This window comes from Staphylococcus sp. 231237_7MaSpsaltlick, from assembly GCF_043107035.1.
The window spans coordinates 21,343-46,481 of sequence record NZ_JBICNX010000023.1; the positions used below are offsets into that span (position 1 = coordinate 21,343).

Sequence of the window (25,139 nt, forward strand, 5' to 3'; positions counted from 1 at the left end):
TTGTCGTAATATGAGGAAAAATGTCATTTATTAAGGAATTTAATTCTAAGATAAAACATAATTTATACCTCTCTGTTATCTGCTCTTAACTTGTGAAAGCAAGTAAATGTGGGAGGAAATTCCGCTAAAACCACTAAAGGAGGAACATGAAATGGCTAAAAAAAGCAAAAGATATCAAGAAGCAGCTAGCAAAATCGATCGCTTAAAACATTACGATGTACAAGAAGCTGTTGAACTAGCTAAAGAAACAAACATTGCTAACTTTGACGCATCAGTTGAAGTAGCATTCCGTTTAGGTATTGATACACGTAAAAATGACCAACAAATCCGTGGAGCAGTAGTGCTACCAAACGGTACTGGTAAATCACAACGTGTATTAGTGTTCGCTAAAGGAGAAAAAGCAGCTGAAGCAGAAGCAGCAGGTGCAGATTTCGTTGGCGAAGGCGAATACGTAGAAAAAATCCAACAAGGTTGGTTTGATTTTGACGTAGTAGTAGCTACACCAGACATGATGGGTGAAGTTGGTAAACTTGGTCGTGTATTAGGACCTAAAGGTTTAATGCCAAACCCTAAAACTGGAACAGTAACTATGGACGTTAAAAAAGCAGTTGAAGAAATCAAAGCTGGTAAAGTAGAATACCGTGCTGAGAAATCAGGTATTGTTCACGCATCAATTGGTAAAACATCATTTGATACAGACAAACTTGTTGAAAACTTCAGAGCTTTACAAGACGTATTAACTAAAGCAAAACCTGCTTCAGCTAAAGGTACGTACTTCAAATCTATTGCTGTAACTACAACAATGGGTCCTGGAGTTAAAGTTGATACTTCAAGCATCAAACTTTAATCTATTAAAATAAAAGTTATTTAGGCTGAAAGTTTATGCTTTCAGCCTTTAAAAAAATATTGACATAGTACATTAATTTAGTTATATTGGTTAATGTATTATTTTACCTAAGACAGTAGGAGTTAGTAATAACTTAAAATTAAATCCTACCGAGGCTAAAATTGACTTGAACGTGAAGAATTTAGATCTTTCAAGCACTTTTTGCCACGGGTAGAAAGTGCTTTTTTTATTGAGTAATACCAAGCGAATACGATTCGTTAATGATTACTTCAAAATTAAAAGCACCAAACTAAAATCTATGGAGGTGTCTAAATGTCTGCTATCATCGATGCAAAAAAACAAGAAGTTGATATTATTGCTGAACAACTTAAAAACTCAGTATCTACAGTTATCGTTGACTATCGTGGTCTAAGCGTTGCTGAAGTAACTGAATTACGTTCACAATTACGTGAAGCTGGTGTTGAGTACAAAGTTTACAAAAACACTATGGTTCGCCGTGCAGCAGAAAAAGCTGGTATCGACGGTTTAGATGAATTCTTAGTAGGTCCTACTGCAGTTGCTACTTCAACAGAAGATGTTGTTGCTCCAGCAAAAGTTATCGCAGGATTTGCAAAAGAACATCAAGCATTAGAAATTAAAACAGGTGTTATGGAAGGCAACGTTATTTCTGCAGAAGAAGTTAACACTGTTGGTACATTACCATCACACGACGGTCTTGTTTCTATGCTATTATCAGTATTACAAGCTCCAGTACGCAACTTCGCTTATGCGGTTAAAGCTGTTGGAGAAGAGAAAGAATCTAAAGAAGAAAGCGCTGAGTAATTGCGCATAAACTAATTAAAATTAATGGAGGAATATTAAAAATGGCTAATCAAGAACAAATCATTGAAGCGATTAAAGAAATGTCAGTTTTAGAATTAAACGACTTAGTAAAAGCAATTGAAGAAGAATTTGGTGTAACTGCAGCAGCTCCAGTAGCAGCAGCAGGCGCAGCTGGTGGCGGAGACGCTGAAGCTGAAAAAACTGATTTCGATGTTGAATTAACTTCAGCTGGATCATCAAAAATCAAAGTCGTTAAAGCTGTTAAAGAAGCAACTGGCTTAGGATTAAAAGATGCTAAAGAATTAGTTGACGGAGCTCCTAAAGTAGTTAAAGAAGCTTTACCTAAAGAAGAAGCTGAACAACTTAAAGAAACATTAGAAGAAGCTGGCGCAACAGTAGAATTAAAATAATTTCTGCTGGTTAACAGTTGATAATTATATATGGAAGATGGTTCGTGTAGCTTAATGCATTAACTGCTTCGGTACGTTGATATTAAGCGTATCATGGACTATCTGAAGTCTTTGAGAAATGAAAACCCCGTTATTACTATAACGGGGTTTTATCTTATTTTATCTATTACCTATTTTTAATATTTAAATGAAGGCTTTGAAGTCGAAATTTAAAATATTTGGGTATAGTATTAATCTAAGACGAATTAGATTAAAAGAGGTGTAGTCATGAGTCATTATTATGATGAAAATCCTGAAGTAGAAAGTGAAGAATCGCTTTTTACGTACTCCTACGATAACCATGATTTAGAACTTGTAACAGATGCTGGTGTATTTTCAAAAGGGAAAATAGATTTTGGATCTGATTTACTAGTGAAAACTTTTTTGAAAACATATCCCCCTGGTCCTACAAAGAATATCATAGATGTTGGTTGTGGCTATGGCCCTATCGGTTTAATGATTGCGAAAGTTTCCCCACACCACGAAGTGACAATGGTTGATGTGAATCAACGCGCGCTAAATTTATCAAGAAAAAATAAAAAAAGAAACCGTATAGACAATGTTGAAGTTAAAGAAAGTGATGGTTTATCACAAGTAGAAGACAACACGTATGACTTTGTCCTTACTAATCCGCCGATTAGAGCAGGAAAAGAAGTTGTACATCGCATTTTGGAAGACGCTTATGTTAAATTAAAACTTGATGGCGAACTTTTTGTAGTAATTCAAAAAAAGCAAGGTATGCCATCTGCAAAGAAAAAAATGCAAGAAACATTCGACAATGTTGAAGTATTAGAAAAAAGCAAAGGCTATTACATTTTAAGAAGTGTAAAAGGTTGATTAAGTAGCTGTATTCTGATATAGTAATAGAATGTAAAAAATTATGTTCAATAAGTGTGTACTTTTACGTATAAATTAACAATGTATATAAGGTGAAATAGAAAATGGTGTCATAAGTATGCTACCGTTTTCTTTTTGTCTAATTATATTTGGTGATTTACTAAAAGTAAACACGCAATTTTTGAGGGGTGAATCTGTTTGGCAGGTCAATTTGTCCAATATGGAAGACATCGTAAACGTAGAAACTATGCGAGAATTTCAGAGGTATTAGAATTACCGAATTTAATTGAGATTCAAACTAAGTCTTACGATTGGTTCTTAGAAGAAGGTTTATTAGAAATGTTTAGAGACATTTCACCGATTGAAGATTTCACAGGCAATCTATCTTTAGAGTTTGTAGATTATAGACTCGGAGAACCGAAATATGATTTAGAAGAATCAAAAAACCGTGATACAACGTATTCTGCACCTCTACGTGTTAAAGTGCGTTTAATTATCAAAGAAACTGGCGAAGTAAAAGAACAAGAAGTGTTTATGGGTGATTTCCCATTAATGACAGATACAGGTACATTCGTAATTAACGGTGCTGAACGTGTTATCGTATCACAATTAGTTCGTTCACCATCCGTATACTTCAATGAAAAACTAGATAAAAACGGCCGTACAAACTTCGATGCAACAATTATTCCAAACCGTGGTGCATGGTTAGAATATGAAACTGATGCTAAAGATGTAGTATATGTACGTATTGATAGAACAAGAAAGTTACCATTAACAGTATTATTACGTGCTTTAGGTTTCTCTACTGATCAAGAAATCGTTGATCTTTTAGGTGAAAACGAATATTTACGTAATACGTTAGAAAAAGATGGTACAGAAAATACAGATCAAGCGCTATTAGAAATCTATGAGCGTTTACGCCCTGGTGAACCACCTACAGTCGAAAATGCTAAGAGTCTTTTATACTCACGTTTCTTCGATCCGAAACGTTATGATTTAGCAAGTGTAGGTCGTTATAAAGCAAACAAAAAACTTCACTTGAAACATCGCTTGTTTAACCAAAAATTAGCAGAACCAATTGTTAATTCTGAAACAGGTGAAATCGTAGCTGAAGAAGGTACAGTACTTGATCGTCGTAATTTAGATGAAATCATGGATGTACTAGAATCAAATGCTAACAGTGAAGTCTTTGAATTAGAAGGTACAGTGATTGATGAACCTGTTGAGATTCAATCAATTAAAGTTTATGTCCCTAATGATGAAGAAGGACGTACAACGACAGTGATTGGTAATGCATTCCCTGATTCAGAAGTGAAATGTATTACTCCAGCAGATATTATTTCATCAATGTCATACTTCTTTAACTTATTAAGTGGTATTGGTTTCACAGATGATATTGACCACCTTGGTAACCGTCGTCTACGTTCAGTAGGTGAATTGTTACAAAACCAATTCCGTATTGGTTTATCAAGAATGGAGCGTGTGGTACGTGAAAGAATGTCAATTCAAGACACAGATTCTGTAACACCGCAACAATTAATCAATATTCGTCCTGTTATTGCATCTATCAAAGAGTTCTTTGGTAGTTCACAATTATCACAATTTATGGACCAAGCTAATCCATTAGCAGAGTTAACGCACAAACGTCGTTTATCTGCTCTAGGACCCGGTGGTTTAACACGTGAACGTGCTCAAATGGAAGTACGTGACGTTCACTATTCTCACTATGGTCGTATGTGTCCAATCGAAACGCCTGAGGGTCCAAATATTGGACTTATCAACTCATTGTCTAGTTATGCACGTGTAAATGAATTTGGTTTCATTGAAACGCCGTATCGTAAAGTAGACCTTGAAACAAACAGCATTACTGATCAAATCGATTACTTAACAGCTGATGAAGAGGATAGCTATGTGGTAGCACAAGCCAACTCTAAATTAGATGAAAATGGTCGTTTCCTAGATGATGAAGTCGTTTGTCGTTTCCGTGGTAATAACACAGTTATGGCTAAAGAAAAAATGGACTACATGGACGTTTCACCAAAACAAGTTGTTTCTGCTGCGACAGCATGTATTCCTTTCTTAGAAAACGATGACTCTAACCGTGCATTGATGGGCGCAAACATGCAACGTCAAGCAGTGCCATTGATGAACCCTGAATCACCATTTGTTGGTACAGGTATGGAGCACGTGGCAGCACGTGATTCTGGTGCGGCAATTGTTGCAAAACGTAAAGGCCGTGTTGAACACGTTGAATCTAATGAAATCCTTGTTCGTCAACTTATTGAAGAAGATGGCCAAGAATACGAAGGCGAATTAGATCGCTACCCATTAGCTAAGTTTAAACGTTCAAACACTGGTACATGTTATAACCAAAGACCTATCGTTGCTTCTGGCGACGTAGTGGCAAGAGGCGAAATTTTAGCTGATGGTCCTTCTATGGAACTTGGTGAAATGGCATTAGGTAGAAACGTAGTTGTTGGTTTCATGACTTGGGACGGTTATAACTATGAGGATGCTGTAATCATGAGTGAACGCCTAGTTAAAGATGACGTATATACTTCTATCCATATTGAAGAGTATGAATCAGAAGCACGTGATACAAAACTAGGGCCTGAAGAAATCACACGTGATATTCCAAACGTTTCAGATAGTGCGCTTAAAAACTTAGATGACCGTGGTATTGTATATGTCGGTGCTGAAGTTAATGATGGAGATATCTTAGTAGGTAAAGTAACACCTAAAGGTGTGACAGAATTAACTGCAGAAGAACGTTTATTACACGCAATCTTCGGTGAAAAAGCACGTGAAGTTCGCGATACATCATTACGCGTACCTCATGGTGCAGGTGGTATTGTTCTAGATGTTAAAGTCTTTAACCGTGAAGAAGGAGACGATACGTTATCTCCAGGTGTTAACCAATTAGTTCGTGTTTATATCGTTCAAAAACGTAAGATTCACGTAGGAGATAAGATGTGTGGTCGTCATGGTAACAAAGGTGTAATTTCTAAACTTGTTCCTGAAGAAGATATGCCTTATCTACCAGACGGTACACCAATTGATATCATGTTGAACCCTCTAGGTGTACCATCACGTATGAATATCGGACAAGTATTAGAGCTCCACTTAGGTATGGCTGCTAAAAACTTAGGTATCCATGTTGCATCACCAGTATTTGATGGTGCAAGTGATGAAGACGTATGGTCAACAATCGAAGAAGCTGGTATGGCACGTGATGGTAAAACCGTCTTATACGATGGACGTACTGGTGAACCATTCGATAATAGAATTTCAGTCGGCGTAATGTACATGTTGAAACTTGCACACATGGTTGACGATAAATTACATGCGCGTTCAACTGGACCATACTCATTAGTAACGCAACAACCACTTGGTGGTAAAGCACAATTCGGTGGACAACGTTTCGGTGAGATGGAAGTATGGGCACTTGAAGCTTACGGTGCTGCATATACACTTCAAGAAATTTTAACTTATAAATCAGATGATACAGTAGGACGTGTTAAGACATACGAATCTATTGTTAAAGGTGAAAACATCACTAAACCTGGTGTTCCAGAATCATTCCGAGTATTGATGAAAGAATTACAAAGTTTAGGCCTAGACGTTAAAATCATGGATGAGCATGACAATGAAATTGACATGCAAGACAATGAAGATGATGATGTCGTTGAGCGTAAAGTGGATCTTCAACAAAAAGATGCACCGCAATCACAAAAAGAAGTTACAGACTAATTGCATTTAAGTTTATAAATGAATAGCCTTGTAGAGATGAAGTTCAGAAATAGACTAAGTCTCTACATTGGTTATTCTATTATTGATATAGAGCAATCAATCAATTTGCACAGCTAATCTAAATTGAAGGAGGTAGGCTCCTTGATTGATGTAAATAATTTCCATTATATGAAAATAGGACTTGCTTCACCCGAAAAAATCCGTTCATGGTCTTTTGGTGAGGTTAAAAAGCCAGAAACAATTAACTATCGTACTTTAAAACCAGAAAAAGATGGTCTATTCTGTGAAAGAATATTTGGACCTACAAAAGACTGGGAATGTAGTTGTGGTAAATACAAACGTGTACGCTATAAAGGTATGGTTTGTGACAGATGTGGCGTAGAAGTAACTAAATCTAAAGTGCGCCGTGAAAGAATGGGGCACATTGAACTAGCTGCACCTGTATCTCACATTTGGTACTTCAAAGGTATTCCAAGTCGTATGGGTCTATTATTAGACATGTCACCAAGAGCGTTAGAAGAAGTTATTTACTTTGCTTCATACGTTGTTGTTAATCCAGGTCCAACCGGGTTAGAGAAGAAGACATTATTATCTGAAGCTGAATTTAGAGAGTACTACGATAAATTCCCAGGCAAATTCACTGCTAAAATGGGCGCTGAAGGTATTAAAGAATTACTTGAAGAAATAGACTTAGATGCTGAACTTAAACATTTACGTGATGAGTTAGAATCAGCTACTGGTCAAAGACTTACACGTGCAATCAAACGTTTAGAAGTTGTTGAATCATTTAGACATTCTGGTAATAATCCAGCATGGATGATTTTAGACGTACTTCCTATCATTCCACCTGAAATCAGACCAATGGTTCAATTAGATGGTGGCCGTTTCGCAACAAGTGATTTAAATGACTTATATCGTCGTGTTATTAACCGTAATAACCGTTTGAAACGTTTATTAGACTTAGGTGCTCCTGGCATTATCGTTCAAAACGAAAAACGTATGTTACAAGAAGCTGTTGACGCACTTATCGATAATGGTCGTCGTGGTCGTCCAGTTACTGGACCAGGGAACCGTCCATTAAAATCACTTTCACATATGTTAAAAGGTAAACAAGGTCGTTTCCGTCAAAACTTATTAGGTAAACGTGTTGACTACTCAGGTCGTTCAGTTATCGCAGTTGGACCAAGCTTGAAGATGTATCAATGTGGTCTACCTAAAGAAATGGCATTAGAGCTATTCAAACCTTTCATTATGAAAGAGTTAGTTCAGCGTGAAATTGCAACAAACATCAAAAACGCGAAAAGTAAAATTGAGCGTATGGATGACGAAGTATGGGATGTATTGGAAGACGTAATTAAAGAACATCCAGTTCTTTTAAACCGTGCCCCTACACTTCACAGATTAGGTATCCAAGCCTTCGAACCTACATTAGTTGAAGGTCGTGCCATTCGTCTACATCCACTTGCTACAACAGCTTACAATGCTGACTTTGATGGTGACCAAATGGCTGTTCACGTACCATTATCTAAAGAGGCACAAGCTGAAGCGCGTATGTTAATGTTAGCTGCGCAAAACATCTTGAATCCTAAAGATGGTAAACCAGTTGTTACGCCATCACAAGATATGGTATTAGGTAACTATTACTTAACTCTTGAACGTAAAGAAGCTGTGAACACTGGTACGATTTATAATGATACAAATGAAGTGCTCAAAGCTTATGCAAATGGCTATGTTCACTTGCATACACGTATTGGCGTACACGCATCATCATTCAATAATCCAACGTTTACTGAAGAACAAAACAAAAAAATCTTGTTAACTTCTGTTGGTAAAGTAATATTCAATGAAATCATTCCAGATTCATTCGCATATATTAACGAGCCGACACAAACAAATTTAGAAAATAAAACACCGGAAAGATATTTCATTGCACCAACAGAAATTGGTGAAGGTGGATTGAAAGCTTACTTTGATGAGCAAGAATTAGTTAAACCGTTCAATAAAAATTTCTTAGGAAATGTTATTGCCGAAGTGTTTAACCGTTTCAGCATCACTGATACGTCAATGATGTTAGACAGAATGAAAGACTTAGGATTCAAGTTCTCATCTAAAGCAGGTATTACTGTTGGTGTGTCTGATATCGTGGTATTACCAGATAAACAAGATATCCTTGATGAACATGAAAAATTAGTTGATAAAGTAACGAAACAGTTCAATCGTGGTTTAATTACTGATTTCGAACGTTACAATGCTGTAATTGAAATTTGGACTGATGCAAAAGACCAAATTCAAAATGAACTAATGGGATCACTTGAAGAAACAAACCCAATCTTTATGATGAGTGACTCTGGTGCCCGTGGTAACGCATCTAACTTTACACAGTTAGCTGGTATGCGTGGACTTATGGCCGCGCCTTCTGGTGAGATTATTGAATTACCAATCACTTCATCATTCCGTGAAGGTTTAACAGTATTAGAATACTTCATCTCTACTCACGGTGCGCGTAAAGGTCTTGCCGATACAGCACTTAAGACTGCCGATTCAGGTTATCTTACTCGTCGTCTTGTTGACGTGGCTCAAGATGTCATTGTCCGTGAAGAAGATTGTGGTACTGACCGTGGCTTACTTGTTTCTGATATCAAAGAAGGTACAGAAATGATAGAACCATTCATTGAACGTATTGAAGGTCGTTATTCTAAAGAAACAATCCGTCATCCAGAGACAGATGAAGTTATTGTTAACCCAGATCAATTAGTTACACCAGACATTGCTAAGAAAATTACAGATGCAGGTATCGAAGAAATGTATATCCGTTCAGCATTTACATGTAATACACGTCATGGTGTATGTGAAAAATGTTACGGTAAAAACCTTGCGACTGGTGAAAAAGTTGAAGTTGGTGAAGCAGTTGGTACAATTGCTGCCCAATCAATTGGTGAACCAGGTACACAGCTTACAATGCGTACATTCCACACAGGTGGTGTAGCAGGTAGCGATATCACACAAGGTCTTCCTCGTATCCAAGAGATTTTCGAAGCACGTAATCCTAAAGGACAAGCCGTGATTACTGAAATCGAAGGTGTCGTTGATGACATTAAGCTTGCTAAAGACCGTCAACAAGAGATCGTAATTAAAGGTGCTAACGAAACGAAATCTTATCTAGCTTCTGGTACTTCAAGATTGAAAGTTGAAGTTGGACAAGGTGTTGAACGTGGTGAAGTACTTACTGAAGGTTCAATTGAGCCTAAGAACTATTTATCTGTATCAGGTCTAAACGCAACAGAAAGTTATCTATTAAAAGAAGTTCAAAAAGTTTACCGTATGCAAGGTGTTGAAATCGATGATAAACACGTTGAAGTTATGGTAAGACAAATGTTACGTAAAGTACGTATCATTGAAGCAGGAGATACTAAATTATTACCTGGTTCATTAGTAGATATTCATAGCTTTACTGATGCTAACCGTGAAGCGTTCAAAGAACGTAAACGTCCTGCAACAGCTAAACCAGTATTACTAGGTATCACGAAAGCTTCACTTGAAACTGAAAGCTTCTTATCAGCAGCTTCATTCCAAGAAACAACTCGTGTGCTTACAGATGCAGCAATCAAAGGTAAACGTGATAACTTACTCGGACTTAAAGAGAACGTTATTATTGGTAAATTGATTCCAGCTGGTACAGGTATGAGACGTTATAGAGACGTTGAATACGACAAAGCAACACCAGATACTGAAATTATTGAAGAAGCTCAAACTACTGAAATATAATATTTAGTATTCAATAAACATAGAGTCCGAGATGTTATTAGATGTCTCGGGCTCTTTAATGCTATTGACTATAGAAGTGGAACTAGGAAATCACATTTGAAATTGTGGTTTCTATCCGACTTCTGATGTTTTTAAAATTTTTATTGAAAAGTACGAATAAAAGTTGACTCAGCAGTACTGAAAGTGTTATTATTATTAAGGTTGATGCAAGCAGAACTTTGGAGGATATTTTGATGTCTAATGAAAAAGTTGCACGCTTTAACAAACAACATCATGTTATTGGTCTTAAACAAACGCTCAAAGCTTTGAATAGAGATCAAGTTACATCATTGATTATCGCTGAAGACGTTGAGATTCATCTTATGACTCGCGTGTTAAGCCAAATCAATCACAAACACATGCCTGTTTCATTTTTCAAAAGCCAAAAGGCTTTAGGAGAATATGTAGGTATAAACGTTAGTGCAACAATTGTTGCATTATTAAAATGAGATTAGTAAGAATCATTCTTACTAAATTTTATTTACCCTTAAAATGAACCACCTGGATGTGTGGGATTATAAATGAAGAGAGGAGGAACATTCAATGCCAACTATTAACCAATTGGTACGTAAGCCTAGACAAAGTAAATCTAAAAAATCTGATTCACCAGCATTAAATAGAAACTTTAACAGTAAAAAGAAAAAATTTACTGACTTAAATTCTCCACAAAAACGTGGTGTTTGTACTCGTGTAGGAACAATGACACCTAAAAAACCTAACTCTGCGTTACGTAAATATGCTCGTGTTCGTTTGTCTAACAACATTGAAATCAATGCGTACATTCCTGGTATCGGACATAACTTACAAGAACACAGTGTTGTACTTGTACGTGGTGGACGTGTAAAAGACTTACCTGGTGTGCGTTACCATATTGTACGTGGTGCACTTGATACTTCAGGTGTTGATGGACGTAGACAAGGCCGTTCATTATACGGAACTAAAAAACCTAAAAAATAAGTTTAAGATTGCGTAAATTTTCGCTATAAACTAAAGAATTATATTATAATCGGAAGGGAGGATTTATATTATGCCTCGTAAAGGATCAGTACCAAAAAGAGACGTATTACCAGATCCAATTCACAACTCTAAATTAGTTACAAAATTGATCAACAAAATTATGTTAGACGGTAAACGTGGAACAGCACAAAGAATTCTTTATTCTGCATTCGACTTAGTTAAAGAACGTAGTGGTCGTGAAGCAGTTGAAGTATTTGAAGAAGCTATCGATAACATTATGCCAGTATTAGAGGTTAAAGCTCGCCGTGTTGGTGGCTCTAACTATCAAGTACCAGTAGAAGTTCGTCCAGAACGTCGTACTACATTAGGTCTTCGTTGGTTAGTTAACTATTCACGTCTTCGTGGTGAAAAAACTATGGAAGAACGTTTAGCTAACGAAATCTTAGATGCTGCTAACAACACTGGTGGCGCAGTTAAGAAACGTGAAGACACACACAAAATGGCTGAAGCTAACAAAGCATTCGCTCACTATCGCTGGTAGGATAGTAGCTGTTTCCCTGAACATGTTCCATATTGATAGATTACTATCACAGGTTCGTGTTTAGGGCATCGCCATATTTATAGTATTTATTCGCAGTTATACTGGAAGGAGAAAAATACATGGCTAGAGATTTTAGTTTAGATAGAACACGTAATATCGGTATCATGGCTCACATCGATGCTGGTAAAACAACTACGACTGAACGTATTCTTTACTATACTGGACGTATCCATAAAATTGGTGAAACACATGAAGGTGCTTCACAAATGGACTGGATGGAACAGGAGCAAGATCGTGGTATCACTATCACATCTGCAGCAACAACAGCACAGTGGGATGACCACCGTGTTAACATCATCGATACACCTGGACACGTAGACTTCACTGTAGAAGTTGAACGTTCATTACGTGTACTTGATGGCGCAGTAACAGTATTAGACGCTCAATCAGGTGTTGAACCTCAAACTGAAACAGTTTGGCGCCAGGCAACAACTTATAGCGTACCTCGTATTGTTTTCGTTAACAAAATGGACAAATTAGGAGCTAACTTCGAATACGCAGTAAGCACTATCCATGACCGTTTACAAGCAAATGCACAACCAATCCAATTACCAATTGGTGCAGAAGACGAATTTGAAGCAATCATCGACCTAGTTGAAATGAAATGTTTCAAATACAACAATGACTTAGGAACTGAAATTGAAGAAATTGAAATTCCTGAAGATCATAAAGAAAGAGCTGAAGAAGCTCGTTCAACATTAATTGAAGCAGTAGCTGAAACTAATGATGAATTAATGGAGAAATATCTTGCTGATGAAGAGATTTCTGTCTCTGAATTAAAAGATGCTATCCGTGAAGCTACAAACAACATTGAATTCTATCCAGTTCTTGTTGGTACAGCTTTCAAAAACAAAGGTGTTCAATTAATGCTTAACGCAGTAATTGATTACTTACCATCACCGTTAGACGTAAAACCAATCGTTGGTCACCGTGCTGACAACCCAGAAGAAGAAGTTATCGCAAAAGCTGATGACAATGCTGAGTTCGCTGCTTTAGCGTTCAAAGTAATGACTGACCCTTATGTTGGTAAATTAACATTCTTCCGTGTTTACTCAGGTACGTTAACATCAGGTTCTTACGTTAAAAACTCTACGAAGAACAAACGTGAACGTGTAGGTCGTTTACTACAAATGCACGCTAACTCTCGTCAAGAGTTAAACACAGTATATTCAGGAGATATCGCAGCTGCGGTAGGTCTTAAAGATACTGGTACTGGTGATACTTTATGTGGTGAGAAGAATGACATCATCTTGGAATCTATGGATTTCCCAGAACCTGTTATTCACTTATCAGTTGAACCTAAATCTAAAGCAGACCAAGACAAAATGACTACAGCTTTAGTTAAGTTACAAGAAGAAGATCCAACATTCCATGCACACACTGACGATGAAACTGGACAAGTTATTATCGGTGGTATGGGTGAACTTCACTTAGATATCTTAGTAGACCGTATGAAGAAAGAATTTAACGTTGAATGTAATGTTGGTGCGCCAATGGTTTCATACCGTGAAACATTTAAAACATCAGCTGAAGTTCAAGGTAAATTTGCTCGTCAATCAGGTGGTCGTGGTCAATATGGTGACGTTAAAATTGAATTCTCACCTAATGAAACAGGTGGCGGTTTCGAATTCGAAAACGCTATCGTTGGTGGTGTAGTTCCTCGTGAATACATTCCATCAGTTGAAGCAGGTCTTAAAGATTCAATGGAAAACGGTGTATTAGCTGGTTATCCTTTAATTGATGTTAAAGCTAGATTATTTGATGGTTCATACCATGATGTCGATTCATCAGAAATGGCCTTCAAAATTGCTGCATCATTAGCGCTTAAAGAAGCAGCTAAAAAATGTGATCCAGTTATCTTAGAACCAATGATGAAAGTTACAATCGAAATGCCTGAAGAGTACATGGGTGACATCATGGGTGACGTAACATCTCGTCGTGGACGTGTTGATGGTATGGAACCTCGTGGTAACGCACAAGTTGTAAATGCTTTTGTACCACTTTCAGAAATGTTCGGTTATGCAACTTCATTACGTTCTAACACTCAAGGTCGCGGTACTTATACAATGTACTTTGATCACTATGCTGAAGTTCCAAAATCAATTGCTGAAGAAATTGTTAAGAAAAACAGTGGCAATAAAGCCGAATAATTAAACTTGTATTGTACGACGACTGTCTGTACAATACACATAAAGCTTAATTATATAGCTTGTTGTTTTATCAATTGATTTTTTGGGAAAAATGCATTATAAAGGTACTGTATGGACCTTTATTTCCAAATTATAATCCATCTTCTCATGATGGTGAGAAACTGTCATGAGAGATAAATTAAAAATAATTTTCTAACGAATAGGAGAGATTTTATAATGGCTAAAGAAAAATTTGACCGCTCAAAAGAACATGCCAATATTGGTACTATTGGTCACGTTGACCATGGTAAAACTACTTTAACAGCTGCTATTGCAACTGTATTAGCAAAAAATGGTGACTCTGTAGCACAATCATATGACATGATTGACAACGCTCCAGAAGAAAAAGAACGTGGTATTACTATCAATACTTCTCACATTGAGTACACTACTGAAAAACGTCACTATGCGCACGTTGACTGCCCAGGTCACGCTGACTATGTTAAAAACATGATCACTGGTGCTGCACAAATGGACGGAGCTATCTTAGTAGTATCTGCTGCTGATGGCCCAATGCCACAAACTCGTGAGCACATTCTTTTATCACGTAACGTTGGTGTTCCAGCATTAGTTGTATTCTTAAACAAAGTTGACATGGTTGACGATGAAGAATTATTAGAATTAGTAGAAATGGAAGTTCGTGACTTATTAAGCGAATATGACTTCCCAGGTGACGATGTACCTGTAATCTCTGGTTCAGCATTAAAAGCTCTTGAAGCCGACGCTGACTATGAGCAAAAAATCTTAGACTTAATGCAAGCAGTTGATGATTTCATCCCAACTCCAGAACGTGATTCTGACAAACCATTCATGATGCCAGTTGAGGACGTATTCTCAATCACTGGTCGTGGTACTGTTGCTACAGGCCGTGTTGAACGTGGTCAAATCAAAGTTGGCGCAGAAGTTGAAATTATTGGTATGCAAGAAGAGTCAAGCAAAACAACAGTTACTGGTGTAGAAATGTTCCGTAAATTATTAGACTACGCTGAAGCTGGTGACAATATTGGTGCTTTATTACGTGGTGTTTCACGTGATGACATCCAACGTGGTCAAGTTTTAGCTGCTCCTGGTACTATTACACCACATACTAAATTCAAAGCGGACGTTTACGTTTTATCAAAAGATGAAGGTGGTCGTCATACACCATTCTTCACTAACTACCGTCCACAATTCTATTTCCGTACTACTGACGTAACAGGTGTTGTTACTTTACCAGAAGGTACTGAAATGGTTATGCCTGGCGATAACGTTGAAATGGATGTTGAATTAATTTCTCCAATCGCTATTGAAGACGGTACTCGTTTCTCTATCCGTGAAGGTGGACGTACTGTTGGATCAGGCGTTGTTACAGTAATCAACGAATAATATAGATTTCTATCTTTGATAGAATTTTTAAAGCCTCCTGCGGGAGGCTTTTTTTGTAGTCTCTTTGTCAAAGCGGAATGATACAATTTATGAAAAAGCACAAGGTCGCAATTTGAACCTTGTGCTTCTTTTATTATAAATATAAGGTATACATTTGCGCTATGCAAATGCATAAGACTTACTAATCCAGTTTCATTGAATAGTAAAGTCTATAAAGTCATTTTATGACTAAGGTAATAGAGGAAAAGCACAAGGCCGCAATTTGAACCTTGTGCTTCGTTTATTATAAATAAAGGTATACATTTGCCTACGCAAATGCATAAGACTTACTAATCCAGTTTCACTGAATAGTAAAGTCTATAAAGTCATAAAATGACTAAGGTAATAGAGGTTCGCCTGAGCAAAAGCTCATGCATAAAAGCACCTAAGTCATAAAATGACTAAGGTGCTTTAATAATTACTTTTTCGAGTTCTAATATTTTTAAGAATTCGCTTGTTGCGTATTTCATCGCTTTTTCATCAATATTAAAACACGGGCTATGATGTGGGTGTACGGCATCGACTTCAGGATTGCCACATCCAGTTAAAAAGAATGCGCCAGGACGTACTTTTAAATAGTGAGAGAAGTCCTCGCCAATCATCATTAGATCTGACTCATTAAATCTTAAGTTCATATCATTAGCAGCTCGTTTAACTATTTCATAGTTGTTTGGATGATTGTGTACAGGTAAATAACCTTTAATATAGTCAAAGTCATATGTTATGTCATTGGCCACGGCCAGGCCTTGTAGCAATTTCTCCATTTTAGTCATAACATGAGTTTGAATTTCTGTATCAAATGTGCGTACAGTCCCTTTACAAAATGCAGAATCTGGAATAATATTATCCGCGGAACCTGCTTGTACCATGCCGAAACTAATCACAGCTTGTTTTACTGGGTCAATAGTACGGGATACAATTTTTTGTGCACTCATAATGAACTCTGCCATAATCACAACAGGATCTATCGTTTCTTGTGGCTTAGCACCATGCCCACCCTTACCTTGAATCGTAATGCTAAATTCATCAGGGGAAGCCATTAATGCACCAGGACGTGAATAAATCGTACCTGTAGGGTATCCAGACCATAAATGATTGCCATATATCTTATCAACGTCTTGTAGACAGTCATCATCAATCATTTCTTGAGAGCCACCTGGCATAATTTCTTCGCCATATTGAAAGATTAATACCACATCACCATTTAAAGAGGATAAATGATTTTCAATAATCTCTGCAACACCTAATAAGATTGCCGTATGTCCATCATGCCCACATGCATGCATAACACCTGGGTTTTTAGATTTATAGTCTACATTTGTTAATTCTTCTATAGGTAATGCATCAAAATCTGCACGAAGTGCAACAGTAGGGCCATCACCATGCCCTTTAAACGTAGCCACGATACCATTACGTCCTACAGGTGTACGAATTTCACATGATAATTGACTTAATTGATTAAGTATAAAGTCACGTGTGTGATATTCCTCAAACGATAATTCGGGATATTGGTGAAGGTAACGTCGAACTTGTACCATTCTACTTTCTTTTTGTTGTGCTAGTTGAAACCAATCAAACAACTTCAACCCTTCTTCCTTAAGCATTTTTAACTATTATACCATTTAATAATGGACAACTGTAGGTGCAATTGATAGGAGATAAATTATATTGTGGGAAATGCATTGTGACGTGTGTTTATAATACTTTCCACTTTTATTAAAATAGGTTATGATTAATTTGAAAACTAAGATAATTCAAAGGGGGACTTGCAGTGGTTCAGTCACTACATGGCTTTTTAGATGAAAATATTCAATATTTAAAAGATAATGGATTATATAATGAAATAGATACAATTGAAGGTGCAAATGGCCCTGAAATTTCTATTAAAGGGAAAAATTATGTAAACTTATCTTCCAATAATTATTTAGGACTAGCAACAGACGAAGACTTAAAGCAAGCAGCAAAAGATGCAATCGATACACACGGTGTTGGTGCCGGTGCGGTACGTTCAATCAACGGTACTTTAGACGTGCATGATGAATTAGAACAAACACTTGCAGAGTTCAAAGGAACTGAAGCAGCTATTGCATATCAATCAGGATTCAACTGTAATATGGCAGCTATTTCAGCAGTTATGAACAAAAATGATGCTATTCTGTCAGATGAATTAAACCATGCTTCTATCATTGATGGTTGTCGTTTGTCTAAAGCAAAGATTATTCGCGTAAACCACTCAGATATGAAAGATTTACGTGCTAAAGCGAAAGAAGCTGTAGAATCTGGTCAATATAATAAAGTAATGTATATCACTGATGGTGTATTTAGTATGGACGGTGACGTAGCTAAGTTACCAGAAATCGTTGAAATTGCAGAAGAATTTGGCTTAATTACTTATGTCGATGATGCTCATGGTTCAGGCGTAATGGGTAAAGGTGCAGGAACAGTTAAGCATTTTGGATTACAAGATAAGATTGATTTCCAAATTGGTACGTTATCAAAAGCAATAGGTGTTGTTGGTGGATACGTAGCAGGTACTAAATCACTAATTGATTGGTTAAAAGCACAATCTAGACCATTTTTATTCTCAACATCATTAGCTCCTGGAGATACAAAAGCAATTACAGAAGCTGTGAAGAAGTTAATGGCATCTACCGAATTGCATGATAAACTTTGGGAAAATGGTAATTACTTAAAAGAAGGATTACAAAAATTAGGCTTCGATATCGGTAACTCAGAATCACCAATCACACCTGTGATTATTGGTGATGAGAAGGAAACACAAGCCTTTAGTAGTCGCTTGAAAGATGAAGGCGTCTATGTGAAATCAATCGTCTTCCCAACGGTTCCTAAAGGTACTGGACGCGTACGTAATATGCCTACAGCAGCTCACACAAAAGAAATGTTAGATAAAGCTTTAGCTGCTTTTGAAAAAGTTGGTAAAGAACTAGGTACAATTAAATAATAATCATACAAGCCATTTATTGAAAATGTGCTCGATTGTGTTGATGATAGCGAGGCAAAATTCTAGTTGCATAACTTAGAATTCTGCCTCGTTTTATTTTTAATGTATAATAATCAAATAAATGTAATGACATAAGGTTGAAAATAGAGGTGGAATTAACAATGCAACTTATTATTATTAGGGGGAATTCTGGTAGTGGCAAATCAACAATTGCTAAACGGATACAACAGTATTTAGGAGAGGGCGTAATGTTGATAGGTCAAGATGAAGTACGCAGACAAATGCTTAATGTTCATGACCGACCTGGTAATTTAGCAATTCAATTAATAGAAGAAATCGTAACTTATGGCATTAATCATTGTAACTATGTCATACTAGAAGGCATTTTAAATAAATATAAGTATGGGACGATGCTCAACAACTTTTTTGAAAAGCCTAACGTCAATGTGCACGTGTATTATTTTGATCTTTCATTTCAAGAAACAGTTCGTAGACATCATACGAAACAGCAGACAGATTTTGATGAAAATGCGATGTCAAAGTGGTTTGTGCCGCAAGACACATTGAACATCCAAGGAGAAATATGTATTACCGAATCGATGAGTGAGGATTATATTATAAATATGATACTTAAAGATATAGGCGTATTATAATTCAATTCATTTAAACGACTTTATCTACTGAAAAGAAAACAAAACGAGCATTAATTTATGTTAAAGTGATTTTGCTGTATTAAGCAATTTTATCACGGATGCCTAAGCTAAAATGGTTAATATAAAAGTTAGGCATGAGTTCCACAGCTCATGCCTAAGAGTAAGTAATCTACAAAAACTATAGAACTTGCTTAAGTTCTACTAAGCTATAAAGTTGGAACGCCTGAACAAATGTTCATGTGTAACAACCGCTAACTGAATAAACTAAGAATTGGATCTTTAAAGGTTATTGCTATTTAAATGGATTTATTTTTGCTTTGGTATTATCTCGGCTTTCTTTATTTTGCATAAAAGGAATTGCAAACCATAAAATATGAAGCATACTTGCTAATATTACAAGTATAATTGGAATGAATATTTCAATTATACTAATGTTTATAACAAAAGATGCTAAGATAAATGCTGTTATAGAAGGCACAGCACAGACAACAACAACGGTTAATAAAACAAACTGAACCACTTGTGTAGCAACAGGACTATAAATGTCCAAAATTAAAATTGCAATGTAAAATAGCGTAATAAATACGAGTAACAAAATAATCCATCCTGTTGCCATTCCGCCTTGAGTTTTAATGTAATCTTGGTAAGGGGGAAGTGTAGGTAAAATAAATAGAATCATAGCTGACAACCATGACAAAATACCGAAAAACATAAAGAAAATTTTTGACGTGTCTGTTTTATTCATAAATAACAACCTCCTAGGATATGAAATCTCTATTGGCTATAGTAAATATTATTTGTAGATATCAATAAGACAGTACAAGTTGCTTTTATAAATGATAACGCTTTCATAACTTTATATACCCCTTTAAAGAAAGTTTTAACGCATAGTAAAAAGGTAATATATTAATAATACTGTAGTAGATTCATTTTATTATTATAAAAATTTACAATTTAACTCTTTAAATGATGTTATTACAGTGAAGAAGCGTGTAATAAGGGGATAGTTAATGAATAAAAATTTATGGTTGCATTTCACAACACAACGTCTTATCATTAGACCGTTGGAAGAAAAAGATTATGAATCATGGTTACAAGGTTTTGTAAACCGAAAGCCATCTCAATATAAGCATGATAAGGGCCAATTAGATATGTCAGAGGCCACTGAACCGTGGTTTGCGGCTTTGGTAACTAGACAGCAAGAAGCAATTGAATCGGATGATTTATATATCTTTGGTATCTTTGATAAAGCCCACAATCACTTGGGAATGCTTAATATTAAAAATTTAAGTCGTGATAATTTTCAGTGGGCTGAGATTGGATATTTTATTCATAACCAGCATTGGCATCAAGGTTATGCTTACGAAGCATTAACAGAATTAATAAAACAAACTCGTGATACACTGAAATTTCATAGAATTGAGGCCCATATCAATATTGACAACCCGAGGTCTGTAAATTTAATTGAAAAAGTAGGATTCCAATTTGAATGTATCCGCAAGGGTTTTATTTTTGAAAATGGACAATGGACTGATCATTACGTTTATTATTTAAATACGCATGATGAAATATTAAAAATGTAAACCAAGAAAGGAAGGAGTGTCAACATGGAGTTTAGAGAATTAACAATGGGAGACGAAATGATGTATTGTGATTATATGAGAGAGTGGATTGATCACGATGAGAAAGTTGTACCTGAAATCACTAACATTACAAAATATAATAATTTTGAAGATTTAGTACATGAATTAGAGGATAATAAATCACATGATGCATCAGTAGACAATACGACGTTATTTTTAATCGATGACGATGAAATTATCGGTGCGGCAAATATTCGCCATAATTTAAATGAACAACTTAAAACAGTTGGTGGCCATGTTGGCTATGGCATCCGAAAGAAACACCGCGGCAAAGGCTTTGGTAATAAATTATTGAAAAAATCTTTAGATTATTTATCAAGAATTGGCGTACAAGAAGCATTAATTACATGTGAGAAGGAAAACAATGCCTCAGCGGCCGTCATTAAACATAATGGTGGAGAAGAAATTGAAGCTTCAACATTAGAAGATGGTACAGTAATACGTCGTTTCCAGATTGAAATCGCCTAATAATTAATTACAGAATATAAAACCTAATTTAAATTATGTAACAATAAATTCACCGGCAAGAGTCTTATGACTTTTGTCGGTGTTTTTTGTTGTTTTAACTGTCGAACATCAAGTACACGGTTTATTATGATTAAAGATATTTGTGTAAAATAACTCTTTAATGTTAAAACTATTTAAAAATTTTATAAAAAAACAGATATTAATAAAAATCTAATAAAAAACAATTATTGTTAATAATAAAGATTAAATCTAAAATCAAATGTATGTTTATAGTAAAATATATAGATTTTAATAAAGCGATACAGTATAATATAACCTAAATGATTTTTTTGATATTTTTTTATTATAAGAGTGAAATGTTCATAAGGGCGAAATAATAAATGAATGGAGGATGCGTTTATGAATATCAATATTTTGGGGTTCAATATTTTCGCTAAAGGTGGTACTTCAAGAAGTAACATTAATTTGATTAAATCTTTTTTAAAGCAGGGGTATATGGTTAATTACTTTAATAATTTAGACTTTGATCAAGATGCAATTACACGTTTATTTATTCATGAAGATATTGATAATGAAAACCTAAATATGTATAAATTTAGAGATATAAAATTATTATCTAAATGCGATATATTGATAATAACAAGAGAAGATTTATTTCAGTACGCCAAAGATGTCAAAGCTATTAATAACGCAACTAAGATTATTGGAGAAATACATGGTCCAATGGAATATATAGATGATTCCATAGATCTTTGCTTAGAAACTATAGACGGTATAAGAGTTAGTACAGAAGGAATTAAACAGAGGTTTATTTCTAAATATAACTATAAAGCAGTATTTAACAAATATGTTAATGCAGAACATATTAAAATTAAACCAGAACCTATAAACACAAAGAGAAATCTTTTAATAAAAGCACGTTTTGAAGATGGCATCAAAGATATTTCGTACGTAATTAAATTGGTGAATTATATCATTAAAAATACTAAAAGAGACGATATTCAGCTTTATATTGTTGGTTATGGCCCATCAGAAGCATTATATAAAAATCTGATAAATTATTACAACTTACAAGACAATATACATATAAACGAGAAAGAACCGCTAAATTATATTTATATTTCATCATCTCCATATGAAACTTTAGGATATTCAATTTTAGAAACACTGGCTAGAGGCAACAGAGCGCTTATTTATCCAGGTAACGACGGGGTACTTAAAGAAGTTTATGACAAATATTATGGAATTCAATTTTTAGAAAAAAACCTTTCAAGGGACAGCAAATTATTGCTTTCTATGTTAAATAATAAATATTCAAAAGAAGATAGACTAACAGATGTTGAAGCTTTAAATTCAGAATTTCTTGATAATGAATACAGTATCCAATACTTAGAACAATTTAAAAAAATATCTCAAAATAAACGCCCTCTTGTTCCAACAAAATATAAAAAAAGAGTGCGTCTTAAACCCAAAAATAAAATTGAAAAATTAGATAATGGCAGGGTTTTATATAAAGATTTAAAAGAAAAGCCCTTTTTGAGTAAGGTGCTAAAGAATAATATTTTCTTCGAAGGATTAAAAAAATATTATAACAATCGCAAAGAAAGACTTAGTAAGAAAATATTAGATGATATAGAACCAGAAGAAAGCAATGTATTTATTGAATCATTCCATGGTAATAATTTTAGCGGGGATCCTAAATATATCGCACTTAGTATTCAAAAAAACTACCCACAAAAAAATGTTTTTGTAAGCTCAGCTAATTCTTTAGTAGACATCGAAATTAGAAACTACGGCTTTAAACCAATACGTTTTGGAAGTGAGGAATACAAGACTAAATTTAGACAATGTAAGTATGTCTTTATGAATAGTAATTCATGGGATAAAGTATATAAACATCCAGATCAAGTATTTGTACAAACTTGGCATGGCTTCCCTTTGAAGAAAATGGTAAATGATTTAGGAGACGAAAAAGAACGAAAAGATCAATTAAAAAAATTTAGACCACGTATGAAAAAGTGGGACTATTTATTAACATCTTCAAAAATGAATACGATGTTACTTGAATCTGCATTTAATTTAAAAGAAAATAAAAACCTACAAATACTGGACTATGGTGCTCCTAGAAATGAATATTTACTTAACCAAGTAACTATAGATGAACGTAAGAAATTGCAAAAGAAATATTTATTTACAACAAATGAACATAAGAAATATATCTTATTCTGCCCAACATGGAGAAAAAAAGAAAGAGAAAATTTAACAAGTATTGATTTAGTTAAATTGTTAGAATCTCTTCCTAAAGAATATGAAATCATTGTTAAATTACATCCAAACGAAGGTTTACTCAGAAGTAAATATAATAGTTTAGATGCTAGAATACATTGTTTTTATAATGAATTTGTAGATATTCAAGAATTATATATCCTTAGTGAAGCTATGATCACTGATTATTCATCAACAATCTTTGATTTTGCACATTTAAATAAGCCAATTCTATTACTACAAGAAGATATAGAGATGTATCAGAAGGACATTGGCTTCTACTTTAATATTTTTGAATTAGGCCACTTCCCAATTGTTTCTTTAGACGAAGAAAAACTCGCGCTGCAACTTAAAGGCATGAATTATATGGATTATTCAAAAATCGTGAACCGACTGATTTCAAAAGATAGTAAAGAAAGTTCGCAACAAATCTTAAAGACTGTTTTTGCAGAAACTAATAGTAATGGGATGGGTAAATAACATGAGTACAGAAATGATTTATAGAATCAATGAGCCAATTGACTTTAATAATGATAAAAGAATATTGATAGATACTGCGAGTAACTTAAACTATTTAGAAGTGGTTAGAAAAAAACCTGAACTTCATGAACAATATAAGACATTATTAAAAAATGATTATATACTTTATTTTCATCAAGGGACTATTTCTAAATTTTATAAAAGAAAACATGTCAAAGAGCTTTTTCAAAGAAAAGATTTGAAACAATTTCGTGATCTTTTCTATACTTTAGATGAACCAGAGGGAAGAAAAGTAAATGAAAATGTTCCTAAGAAATTGTTAGTTATTTTTACTTGTATGCCTAATTTACAAGAATATGATAGTGCATTGATGCCTAAACGTATGTTTCCTAAATTCTTTGATGGTATTGAGAAGAGTTTAGTAAAAAACGTTTATACGATGCGTATTATGGATTTGAATGTTTCACATGGTTCTCATTATATTAGTACGACTAATTATCCAGAGTACGAAGAAGATATTCAAGATGCGATTAGAAATGTCGCGCGTAACTTAGGTATTAAAGATGAAAACGTGGTCCTATACGGTGGGTCGAAAGGCGGGACAGGTGCGCTATATCATGGTTCAGCATTAGACTTTAAGACAGTAGCTGTGGATCCAATCGTCAATATAGGTGGCAATTTAGCCCAAAACGATAGACGATTTATGAAAGGATTGAGAAAAGAAGATTTAGTTCCAACAATTGAGCATTATTTGAAGCAATCAAATCACGCAAAAAAACATGTGATTTGTTGTGATAATGTTAAATATTATTTTGATGAAACAAACCGAATTGATAGTAAGTTAATTAATAAAATTAACTTAGATGATGATATGATTGTGAACCATCCAGACGTTTCCCGAAACAGCGTGCCAGAACAACTTATGTTGTTAAATGAAATGTTATTAGATAAATAAAATTAATACGTTATAAGAGAAATTGTAGAATGATTGCAGTTTCTCTTTTTTTA

Annotated in this window: 19 protein-coding genes and 1 other annotated feature; of the genes, 17 read left to right on the forward strand and 2 right to left on the reverse strand. The window is 34.9% G+C overall.

Translation table 11 applies throughout. The features are described from left to right. The first annotated feature begins 151 nt into the window (after positions 1 to 151). The 11 genes from rplA (at position 152) to tuf (ending at position 15,621) form a co-directional block, all read left to right on the forward strand. Positions 152 to 847, forward strand: a complete 696-nt coding sequence (gene rplA / locus ACF91D_RS25080) for a 50S ribosomal protein L1 (protein WP_017723039.1) — start codon at positions 152 to 154, stop codon at positions 845 to 847. Between the two features lie 88 nt (positions 848 to 935). Then, positions 936 to 1,083, forward strand: a sequence feature (ribosomal protein L10 leader region). A gap of 76 nt (positions 1,084 to 1,159) precedes the next feature. After that, positions 1,160 to 1,669 (forward strand): 50S ribosomal protein L10, encoded by a 510-nt coding sequence (rplJ, locus tag ACF91D_RS25085; protein WP_017723038.1) that lies wholly within the window; start codon positions 1,160 to 1,162, stop codon positions 1,667 to 1,669. A gap of 41 nt (positions 1,670 to 1,710) precedes the next feature. Beyond that, positions 1,711 to 2,079: a 50S ribosomal protein L7/L12 gene (gene rplL / locus ACF91D_RS25090; RefSeq protein ID WP_017723037.1), complete on the forward strand. Its 369-nt coding sequence runs from the start codon at positions 1,711 to 1,713 to the stop codon at positions 2,077 to 2,079. A gap of 267 nt (positions 2,080 to 2,346) precedes the next feature. Next, positions 2,347 to 2,955, forward strand: coding sequence for a class I SAM-dependent methyltransferase (locus ACF91D_RS25095; protein WP_039068592.1), 609 nt, complete (start codon positions 2,347 to 2,349; stop codon positions 2,953 to 2,955). Between the two features lie 198 nt (positions 2,956 to 3,153). Beyond that, positions 3,154 to 6,705 carry a DNA-directed RNA polymerase subunit beta gene (gene rpoB, locus ACF91D_RS25100; RefSeq protein ID WP_039068591.1) on the forward strand — a complete coding sequence of 1,184 codons (3,552 nt, stop codon included), beginning with the start codon at positions 3,154 to 3,156 and terminating at the stop codon, positions 6,703 to 6,705. Positions 6,706 to 6,873: 168 nt separating this feature from the next. Beyond that, positions 6,874 to 10,470 carry a DNA-directed RNA polymerase subunit beta' gene (gene rpoC / locus ACF91D_RS25105; protein WP_172643889.1) on the forward strand — a complete coding sequence of 1,199 codons (3,597 nt, stop codon included), beginning with the start codon at positions 6,874 to 6,876 and terminating at the stop codon, positions 10,468 to 10,470. A gap of 233 nt (positions 10,471 to 10,703) precedes the next feature. Beyond that, positions 10,704 to 10,958: a ribosomal L7Ae/L30e/S12e/Gadd45 family protein gene (locus ACF91D_RS25110; protein WP_039068589.1), complete on the forward strand. Its 255-nt coding sequence runs from the start codon at positions 10,704 to 10,706 to the stop codon at positions 10,956 to 10,958. Between the two features lie 94 nt (positions 10,959 to 11,052). Then, positions 11,053 to 11,466 (forward strand): 30S ribosomal protein S12, encoded by a 414-nt coding sequence (gene rpsL / locus ACF91D_RS25115; RefSeq protein ID WP_002484156.1) that lies wholly within the window; start codon positions 11,053 to 11,055, stop codon positions 11,464 to 11,466. 70 nt (positions 11,467 to 11,536) lie between these two features. Further along, a complete protein-coding gene (rpsG, locus tag ACF91D_RS25120; RefSeq protein WP_002484155.1) occupies positions 11,537 to 12,007 on the forward strand; it encodes a 30S ribosomal protein S7 in 471 nt (156 codons plus the stop codon). A gap of 119 nt (positions 12,008 to 12,126) precedes the next feature. Next, positions 12,127 to 14,217 carry an elongation factor G gene (gene fusA / locus ACF91D_RS25125; protein WP_039068588.1) on the forward strand — a complete coding sequence of 697 codons (2,091 nt, stop codon included), beginning with the start codon at positions 12,127 to 12,129 and terminating at the stop codon, positions 14,215 to 14,217. Between the two features lie 216 nt (positions 14,218 to 14,433). Next, a complete protein-coding gene (gene tuf / locus ACF91D_RS25130) occupies positions 14,434 to 15,621 on the forward strand; it encodes an elongation factor Tu (RefSeq protein WP_327621085.1) in 1,188 nt (395 codons plus the stop codon). A 440-nt stretch (positions 15,622 to 16,061) separates the two neighbouring features. Here the strand turns inward: tuf and ACF91D_RS25135 are convergent, their stop codons facing one another. Then, complete coding sequence (locus ACF91D_RS25135; protein ID WP_101050509.1) at positions 16,062 to 17,240, reverse strand: M20 family metallopeptidase; 1,179 nt, start codon at positions 17,238 to 17,240, stop codon at positions 16,062 to 16,064. 191 nt (positions 17,241 to 17,431) lie between these two features. Between ACF91D_RS25135 and ACF91D_RS25140 the strand changes: the two genes are divergently transcribed. Both ACF91D_RS25140 and ACF91D_RS25145 read left to right on the forward strand, forming a co-directional pair. Next, on the forward strand, positions 17,432 to 18,622 hold the full coding sequence (locus tag ACF91D_RS25140) for a glycine C-acetyltransferase (protein ID WP_327621084.1): 1,191 nt from the start codon (positions 17,432 to 17,434) through the stop codon (positions 18,620 to 18,622). A gap of 161 nt (positions 18,623 to 18,783) precedes the next feature. Beyond that, a complete protein-coding gene (locus ACF91D_RS25145; protein ID WP_069792824.1) occupies positions 18,784 to 19,275 on the forward strand; it encodes a kinase in 492 nt (163 codons plus the stop codon). A 292-nt stretch (positions 19,276 to 19,567) separates the two neighbouring features. Here ACF91D_RS25145 and ACF91D_RS25150 read toward each other — a convergent pair whose 3' ends face one another. Continuing rightward, positions 19,568 to 20,020: a hypothetical protein gene (locus ACF91D_RS25150; RefSeq protein WP_039068579.1), complete on the reverse strand. Its 453-nt coding sequence runs from the start codon at positions 20,018 to 20,020 to the stop codon at positions 19,568 to 19,570. A 265-nt stretch (positions 20,021 to 20,285) separates the two neighbouring features. Here ACF91D_RS25150 and ACF91D_RS25155 point away from each other — a divergent pair, with 265 nt between their 5' ends. The 4 genes from ACF91D_RS25155 (at position 20,286) to ACF91D_RS25170 (ending at position 25,086) form a co-directional block, all read left to right on the forward strand. Beyond that, positions 20,286 to 20,858, forward strand: coding sequence for a GNAT family N-acetyltransferase (locus ACF91D_RS25155; RefSeq protein ID WP_039068578.1), 573 nt, complete (start codon positions 20,286 to 20,288; stop codon positions 20,856 to 20,858). Positions 20,859 to 20,882: 24 nt separating this feature from the next. Then, complete coding sequence (locus ACF91D_RS25160) at positions 20,883 to 21,386, forward strand: GNAT family N-acetyltransferase (RefSeq protein WP_039068576.1); 504 nt, start codon at positions 20,883 to 20,885, stop codon at positions 21,384 to 21,386. 399 nt (positions 21,387 to 21,785) lie between these two features. Further along, positions 21,786 to 24,131 (forward strand): CDP-glycerol glycerophosphotransferase family protein, encoded by a 2,346-nt coding sequence (locus tag ACF91D_RS25165; RefSeq protein ID WP_327621083.1) that lies wholly within the window; start codon positions 21,786 to 21,788, stop codon positions 24,129 to 24,131. A gap of 1 nt (position 24,132) precedes the next feature. Continuing rightward, entirely contained in the window at positions 24,133 to 25,086 is a 954-nt protein-coding gene (locus ACF91D_RS25170) for an accessory Sec system protein Asp2 (protein ID WP_327621082.1), read from the forward strand. Positions 25,087 to 25,139: the final 53 nt, after the last annotated feature.